This is a genomic window from Kitasatospora sp. NPDC093558 (assembly GCF_040683475.1).
Lineage (GTDB): Bacteria > Actinomycetota > Actinomycetes > Streptomycetales > Streptomycetaceae > Kitasatospora.
Genome location: NZ_JBFBDY010000038.1, coordinates 20259 through 27876, shown reverse-complemented (window position 1 = coordinate 27876; position 7618 = coordinate 20259). Strand labels below are relative to the sequence as shown.

At 70.4% G+C, this 7618-nt stretch carries 7 protein-coding genes and 1 tRNA gene; 7 read left to right on the top strand and 1 reads right to left on the bottom strand.

Annotated elements, in window-relative coordinates; all coding sequences use genetic code 11:
• The 6 genes from AB0O00_RS06990 to AB0O00_RS06965 all read left to right on the top strand — a co-directional run.
• The coding region (locus AB0O00_RS06990) for a nucleoside deaminase (RefSeq protein ID WP_363649063.1) at positions 1-460 on the top strand (460 nt) is incomplete at its 5' end.
• 57 nt (positions 461-517) lie between these two features.
• A tRNA-Ser gene (locus AB0O00_RS06985) sits at positions 518-607 on the top strand.
• 379 nt (positions 608-986) lie between these two features.
• Positions 987-1226 (top strand): hypothetical protein, encoded by a 240-nt coding sequence (locus AB0O00_RS06980; RefSeq protein ID WP_363649066.1) that lies wholly within the window; start codon positions 987-989, stop codon positions 1224-1226.
• Between the two features lie 114 nt (positions 1227-1340).
• Positions 1341-1634 carry a Dabb family protein gene (locus AB0O00_RS06975; protein WP_363649062.1) on the top strand — a complete coding sequence of 98 codons (294 nt, stop codon included), beginning with the start codon at positions 1341-1343 and terminating at the stop codon, positions 1632-1634.
• A 344-nt stretch (positions 1635-1978) separates the two neighbouring features.
• Positions 1979-2761 carry an RNA polymerase sigma factor SigF gene (locus AB0O00_RS06970; protein ID WP_363649065.1) on the top strand — a complete coding sequence of 261 codons (783 nt, stop codon included), beginning with the start codon at positions 1979-1981 and terminating at the stop codon, positions 2759-2761.
• Positions 2762-2905: 144 nt separating this feature from the next.
• Positions 2906-3811 (top strand): RNA polymerase sigma factor SigF, encoded by a 906-nt coding sequence (locus AB0O00_RS06965; protein WP_363649061.1) that lies wholly within the window; start codon positions 2906-2908, stop codon positions 3809-3811.
• Positions 3812-3831: 20 nt separating this feature from the next.
• On the opposite strand, the gene AB0O00_RS06960 is transcribed toward AB0O00_RS06965, so the two are convergent.
• Positions 3832-4722, bottom strand: a complete 891-nt coding sequence (locus AB0O00_RS06960; protein WP_363649064.1) for a tyrosine-protein phosphatase — start codon at positions 4720-4722, stop codon at positions 3832-3834.
• A gap of 495 nt (positions 4723-5217) precedes the next feature.
• On the opposite strand from AB0O00_RS06960, the gene AB0O00_RS06955 reads away from it, so the two are divergent.
• Positions 5218-7572 (top strand): hypothetical protein, encoded by a 2355-nt coding sequence (locus AB0O00_RS06955; protein WP_363649060.1) that lies wholly within the window; start codon positions 5218-5220, stop codon positions 7570-7572.
• Positions 7573-7618: the final 46 nt, after the last annotated feature.

The following is a 7618-nucleotide window of genomic DNA, read 5'->3' as shown; positions in this document are numbered from 1 at the left end:
GGCCACCGGCGACGTCCCGGTCGGGGCGCTCGTCCTGGGCCCGGACGGCGAGGTGATCGGGCGCGGCCACAACGAGCGCGAGGCGGTCGGCGACCCGACCGCGCACGCCGAGGTGGTCGCGATCCGCCAGGCGGCCGAAAAATTGAGGGAAGCCGCGCGAAGCGCGTCGGACAAGGGTGGCGGCGGGCGACGGGAGGGCGAGTGGCGGCTCAGCGGCTGCACGCTGGTCGTGACCCTGGAGCCCTGCACGATGTGCGCGGGCGCGATCGTGCTGTCCCGCATCGACCGGGTGGTCTACGGCGCCCTGGACGAGAAGGCCGGCGCGGCCGGCTCGCTCTTCGACGTGATGCGCGACCGGCGGCTCAACCACCGCCCCGAGGTGATCTGGGGGGTCCTCGCCGACGAGTGCGGCGAGCAGCTGCGCGCCTTCTTCGGCGAGCACCGCGACACCCTCCGCTGAAGGTCCGCCGGGATACGGATTTCGTGACCGCCGCACCCGTCCGGTAGAGTTCCTCTCGGTAGCGTGTCCGAGCGGCCAAAGGAGCACGCCTCGAAAGCGTGTGTGGGGGCAACTCCACCGTGGGTTCGAATCCCACCGCTACCGCCAGAAAGCCCGAGGGCCCGTCCGATCCGGACGGGCCCTCGGCGTTTCCGCGCGCCCTCGGGCACGGAAGAGGGCTCCGCACTCGGGGCCGATGACCACCAACGCCCTTGCCGAGTACGGAGCCTGGAGGGGGGAGCGGTTCGGGGGGACTAACCGCTCCCCCGGCGGAGTCCCACAACCGGTTCCGCGGTCGGGGGAGGACCCGCGGCACCCGGTCCCACAGCGGGGAGCTCCGGATCCACGCACCGGGGATTCCTGCCAGATCCTCGGTACGTCATCCATCCTGCCGCCCCGTCCCCGCGCGGGCACCCGGAGAAAGGCCCCACTCGCGGGGACCTTCGTCCCGCCGGGCGAACGCGTCGCACACTTGATAGCCCGTCCGGTGGATAAGCTGCCCCTGCAGGGCCGCTCGGGGACCCGGATGACGGCGGCCCACGGCTGGGAGGAAGGTCACCCGATGGCGCAGGCGAAGAAGATCGGCATGGTCCTCCTGCTCGTCTTCGTCCTCTACTCGATCATCACCTCGCCGGCCCGCTCGGCCGAGCTCGTCCAGCTGGGCTTCGAGGGCATCTCGAACGCCGCCAAGGCCGTCGGCACCTTCATGACCGGCCTGATCAAGTGACGGGTCCCGGCGGGCGCCCCGCCTGATCACGTGGCGGACTGCCGCCGGGTCGCCGCGGCGCACCGGCTACGGTGGGCGGGACCCTCTGTACCCCCGTCCGCGAGGAGCGGCATCGTGATCCGGCACCTGGTCCTGTTCAAGCTCAACGAAGGCGTCCGCAAGGACGACGAGCGCGCCCTCGCCGGCGCCAAGGCGTTCGACGAGCTCGGTTCGGTGATCCCCGAGCTGCGCGAGTGGGAGTGCGGCTGGAACACCACCGAGCGGGACATCGCGTACGACTACGCGATCAACAGCCTGGTCGAGGACCGCGACGCGCTCCAGGCCTACCTGACCCACCCGGCGCACCAGGCCGCGGCCGGCCAGTGGCGCGAGTTCGCCACCTGGGTGATCGCGGACATCGAGGTCTGAGACCACCGTCCGCCCCGGGGCGCTTCCCCCGGACGGACCGCGGCGCCCCGCCCGGGTCTCGGGCGGGGCGCCGCCGTACGTCCGGGAACGATCCTTGCGGCGCCTCACCGACGGGCCCCGCGAAGGCCGGGCAACGCACCAACACACCTCCGCCGGGTACTTGCCCGACCTGCGCCCGCCTTGTGATGCTATGACCGGTTTTGCCGGACATGGCGAGGTGAAGAACCAGCCACGACACCCGCTCCGCAGGGCCCGCCGTAGTCGACTTTGGGAGGGGTGACGTGTCCGTGGACGAGGTGCTGGCGGGGATCATCAGCCCGGCCGGCGAGCTTCGGCCGGACGGCCTGCGCGGCCCCGGCGGACGCCCGGCGGTGGACGTCCGGACGCTGACCCGGGTGCTCTTCGAGCGCCTGGCCGAGCTCCCCCCGGACGCCCCGGAGCGCGAGCGGGTGCGCGCCGCGCTGATCGAGGTCAACATCCCGCTGGTGCGCTACGCCGCCACCCGCTTCCGCAGCCGCAGCGAGCCCATGGAGGACGTCGTCCAGGTCGGCACCATCGGCCTGATCAACGCGATCGACCGCTTCGACCCCACCCGCGGCGTCCAGTTCCCCACCTACGCGCTGCCGACCATCCTCGGCGAGATCAAGCGCTACTTCCGGGACAACGTCCGCACCATGCACGTCCCGCGCCGGCTCCAGGAGCTGTGGGTCCAGGTCAGCGGCGCCATGGAGGAGCTGACGGTGCTGCACGGACGGGCCCCCAAGGTGCCCGAGATCGCCGCGAGCCTGCGCATCCCCGAGGAGGACGTCCGGGCCTGCCTGGACGCCGGACGGGCCTACAACGCGGCCTCCCTGGAGGCGGCCCAGGAGCACGAGGGCGGGCTCGCCCTGCTGGACCGCCTCGGCTACGAGGACTCCGCGCTCGCCGAGGTCGAGCACCGGGACATGGTCCGCCACCTGCTGGTCCAGCTGCCCGAGCGGGAGCGGCGGATCGTCATGCTGCGGTTCTTCGCCAACCTGACCCAGTCCCAGATCAGCACCGAGCTCGGGATGTCCCAGATGCACGTCTCCCGGTTGCTGGCGCGGATCCTGACGAGGCTTCGCACCGGCAACTCCTGGGAAGACTGACATCGCTCCGCGTTACCACCGCGTGACATCTTGCGACGATCGGGTTTGCCGGGGATCGTGTGCCGGTATGGAGGGGGAGGGCCTACGCCGGGAACATCCGCGCGTCGGCGCCCGTTCAACCGTCAGTCACAAGGGGGTGGGCGCATGTCCGGAGAGCTGGGCACTGCGGAGATCCACGCTGGTCAGGCCAACGGCACCGTGGTCGCCGAGGACCGCATCCCGCTGCAGCGCGGGCCGTCCACCGCGCCGCCCGTCCCCGACGCGCCCGCCGGGGCGTCACCCGGCACCGGGCTCGACACCCGGACGCTCTCCCGCTCGCTCTTCCTGCGGCTGGCCGCCCTGGAGCCCGGCAGCGCCGAGCACACGTACGTCCGCGACACCCTGATCGAGCTCAACCTGCCGCTGGTCCGGTACGCCTCGGCGCGCTTCCGCAGCCGCAACGAGCCGATGGAGGACATCGTCCAGGTCGGCACGATCGGGCTGATCAAGGCGATCGACCGCTTCGACCCGGAGCGCGGGGTGGAGTTCCCCACCTTCGCGATGCCCACCGTGGTCGGCGAGATCAAGCGCTTCTTCCGGGACACCAGCTGGTCCGTCCGGGTCCCGCGGCGGCTCCAGGAGCTGCGGCTCGCCCTCACCAAGGCCGGCGACGAGCTGGCCCAGCGGCTGGACCGCTCCCCCACCGTCCCCGAGCTGGCCGCCTGCCTCGGCGTCAGCGAGGAGGACGTGGTCGAGGGCCTCGCGGTCGGCAACGCGTACACCGCGAGCTCGCTCGACTCCAGCCCGAGCGAGGAGGACGGCGACGGGCCGCTGGCCGAGCGGCTCGGCTACGAGGACCTCGCGCTGGAGGGTGTCGAGTACCGGGAGTCGCTCAAGCCGCTGCTGGCCAAGCTGCCGCCGCGCGAGCGCCGGATCATCATGCTGCGCTTCTTCGGCAACCTGACCCAGTCGCAGATCGGCGAGGAGATCGGGATCTCCCAGATGCACGTCTCCCGGCTGCTCACCAAGACCCTCACCCAGCTCCGGGAAGGGCTCATCAGCGAGGGCTGACGGGGCGCGCCCCGGGCGGCTCAGGCGGCTTCGCCGTCCAGCAGGTTGTGCCGCAGTCCGGCCAGCACGTCGTCGTCCAGGCCGAGGCCGTCGCGCCAGAACGCCCCGAAGCCGGACCAGCCCGCCTCGACCTCCTCGAAGGCCGCCGCCAGGTAGGCGGCGTCGGCCCGGAACACGGGCAGCAGCAGCCGCGGTTCGTGCATCAGGCCCCGGGTGCCGAAGTCGTCCATCACCCGGGCCACGACCGGCGCGGCGCGCTCGTTGGTGAGCAGGTAGTCGGCGACGACGGTCTCGCGGTCCACACCCAGCGCGGTCAGCAGCAGCGCCGAGACCCAGCCGGTGCGGTCCTTGCCGGCCGTGCAGTGGAACAGCAGCGGCGGGCCGTCGGGGGCGGCCAGCAGGCGCAGGACGCCGGCGAAGCGTTCGCGCGCGAGCGGGTCGGTGACGAACCACCGGTAGAGCCCGGTCATCATCGCGGCGGCGCGGCCGTCGCCGAGCAGCGCGCGCTGCTTCTCCGGGCTGCGGTCGGCCATGGCGTCGCGCAGCGTCACGTAGATGTCGAAGTCCGGTGCGAACACCGGGAGATGGTGCAGGGTCACGCCGTCCTCGGTGTCCGGCTCCACGGTCACCGCGGTGCCCGCGGGGAGGTCGGGGGCGAGTTCGGCGGCGGGGAGGCCGGGGACGCGGTCGGGGCCCGCCTCGCGGACCTCGTCGAGGCTGCGGAGGTCCACCACGCGGCGCAGCCCGAGGGCCCGGAGCGAATTCAAGTCGTCCGCGGTGACATGGTTCAGGCCATCGCTGCGCAGGACCGTACCGGGCCGAAGGACCCTTCCGTCGGCCGTCCGGAAGCCGCCCAGATCCCGGGCGTTGACCGCCCCCCGGAGCCCGAGACTGCGCCCGACCTGGGGCATTCCGCTCCGCTTGGACACCGCATTCCGGACGCCGCCGAATCCACCGGCCTCGGTCTGCTGATCGGCCATGCCGGCGCCTCCATTGCATATTCGGACTGTCACATGGCACAGCGGTGCCCGATATTGCATGAACCTGCCCGATCGCGCGGCAGGATGTGCAAGAGTGTCATGCGCAACGACCACAGTGTAGGTGTGCGGCGAGCCCACCACGTCGCCCGCTTGGCAATGACGCTTGGTCACCAGGCGTAGCACTCAGGTTCCGGTTTTTCATTTTCAATTCATCATTTGCATGGCCGATGCTGTTCCGGTCACAATCAGCGCCTTCATGGCTTCGCCATGAACGTTGGTAACAGGTTTGCTGCACTCTCGCCCAATTGGTCCCTCGCGGAGCCGACCCTCGACCAGGATGGGCGCCGGGCAGCCTGCTGCCCGCGAACAGCTACAGGGCAGGCGACCGCCGAGCAGCGAAGCGCCTACCCCAAGGGGAGGATCACCATGGGTCGAGCGACCCGAAGAGTTGCCGCCTGCGCGGCAGCAGTTCTGCTGGCCAGCGGCCTGCAGACCACCCTGGCACACGGCGACACCGCGACGCCGAGGATCGATCTGACCGTCCTCGTGATCGACGACGGCGGTCCCTCCGTCGCGGCCATCACGGCCGAACTCAAGAGCCAGGGCACCCCGTACAAGGTCGTCAGCCTCAGCGACCCCAACCGTCCCGTCATCAACGCCGCTTTCCTGAGCGACACGATCAACGGGCTGTCGCGGGGCAAGTACCAGGGCATCGTGCTGCCCAACGAAAACCCCTTCACCAACTCGCCGGCCGAGATGACCGCGATCGCGACGTACGAGGCCGCATTCAACGTCCGTCAGATCGACGCGTACACGTTCGCCAGCCCGGCGGTCGGCCTGAACTGGGCGCAAAATCCCGGTTACATTGGCACCCTGGACGGTTTCCAGGCCGCCACCACCACCGCCGGCACTTCGGGTTCGTTCAGCTACCTGAAGGGCTCCGTTCCCTTCGAGGACAACGACCCGAACGTCAGCGAGAGCTACGGATACCTCGCCACCCCGCTGGCGAGCCTGCCGTCCGGTGCCTCGTACACGCCGCTCGTGGACGCCCCGATCCCGGGCAGCTCCTCGCGCGGCTCGCTGGTCGGCGAGTACACCCACGACGGCCGCAAGGAACTGGTCGTCACGTTCGTCTACAACCAGTACCAGCAGCAGTTCCGCCTGCTGGCGCGCGGCATGGTCGACTGGATCACCCAGGGCGTCCACCTCGGCTACGACCGCAACTACTTCGCGGCCCACGTCGACGACGTCTTCCTCGCGGACGACCGCTGGTCGACCACCCTCAAGTGCACCCCCGGTGACGTGACCTGCCCGCCCGGCACCCCGGGCACCAGCAACCCGATCCGGATGACCCCCACCGACGCGCAGTACACCAAGCAGTGGGAGGCCACCAACAACTTCACCCTGGACATGGTGTTCAACGGTGGGGGCAGCGAGGACTGGAAGGCCAGCAACAACACCACGGTCGACCCCACGGCGAACCAGATGATCGCCGACCAGAACAGCTACCGGTGGGTCAACCACACCTACACCCACCCGTACCTGGGCTGCGTCCAGGACGTCACCGTCGTGCCGTGGCGCTGCACCAAGGACGCCGCGGGCAACACCGTCTGGGTCGACCAGAACACCATCCAGACCCAGATCAAGAACAACTTCGACTGGGCCACGAAGAACGGCCTGAACGTCGACCCGCAGGTCCTCGTGACCGGCGAGCACTCCGGTCTGCTGACCGCCCCGCAGGAGACCAGCGACAACCCGTACCTGGCGCCGTCGCTGGCCGCCAACGGCATCAAGTTCACGGGCAGCGACGCCTCCCGCGAGCCCGCCCAGCGGGCCGTCGGCTCCTCCACGCTGACCGTGCCGCGCTACCCGATGAACGTCTTCTACAACGCCGGTTCGGCGGTGGAGGAGACCGACGAGTACAACTGGATCTACACCAGCAAGGCCAACGGCGGCAGCGGGATCTGCGAGAACAACCCCAGCTCCACCTGCCTGCCCAAGCCGCTGGACGTCAACACCGGCTACCAGTCGTACATCGTGCCGCTGGAGGCGCGGATCGACCTGGGCCACGTGATGAACAACGACCCGCGGCCGCACTTCATCCACCAGTCGAACCTCTCCGAGGGCCGGATCCTGTACCCGGTGCTGGAGAAGATCCTCGGCACCTACCGCTCGCTCTACACCGACAGCGCGCCCATCGTGAACCTCGGCGAGCGCGAGATCGGCCAGGAGTTCCAGAAGCGCGGGGCGTGGAACGCGGCTCTGGCCGCCGGTCAGGTCACCGCCTACAAGATCGGCAACACCGTCACGGTGAACGCGCCGGCCGGCGTTCAGGTCCAGGCCACCATGCCGACGGGAACTACTCAGAAGCTGGCCATCGGATCGACCGCCTTCGGTTCCGCTTACGCCGGTACGCTTTCCGGCTGGGTGGCGCCGGGCGCGCTGCAGAGCTCCGTCTCGCTGCAGCTGTCCTCGGGTTCCGCTCCGGCGGCTCCGGCCGCCGTCGCGCCCAGCGTCGCGGCCAAGTCCGTCCCGGCCCCGGCTCCGGCCGACAAGAAGGTGGTGCCCCAGGGCGTCGCCACTCCGGTTCCCGCCGGTCCCAGCGACACCAGCCGCACCAAGGCCCCGGTCCTGGTCCCGGGCAGCGGAACCCCGGTGCCCGGAAAGGGCGTCGAGAAGAACGGCAACGGCAACGCCGCCGGTGTCGTGAAGAGCTCTCTGGCCTCCGGGGGGACGGCCGAGCTCAACAGGAAGCACGCCGGTAAGACCGGCACCCGGTAACACGTAAGACCCGATGGCGGGGCCGGTGCCGGGCGAATCCGGCACC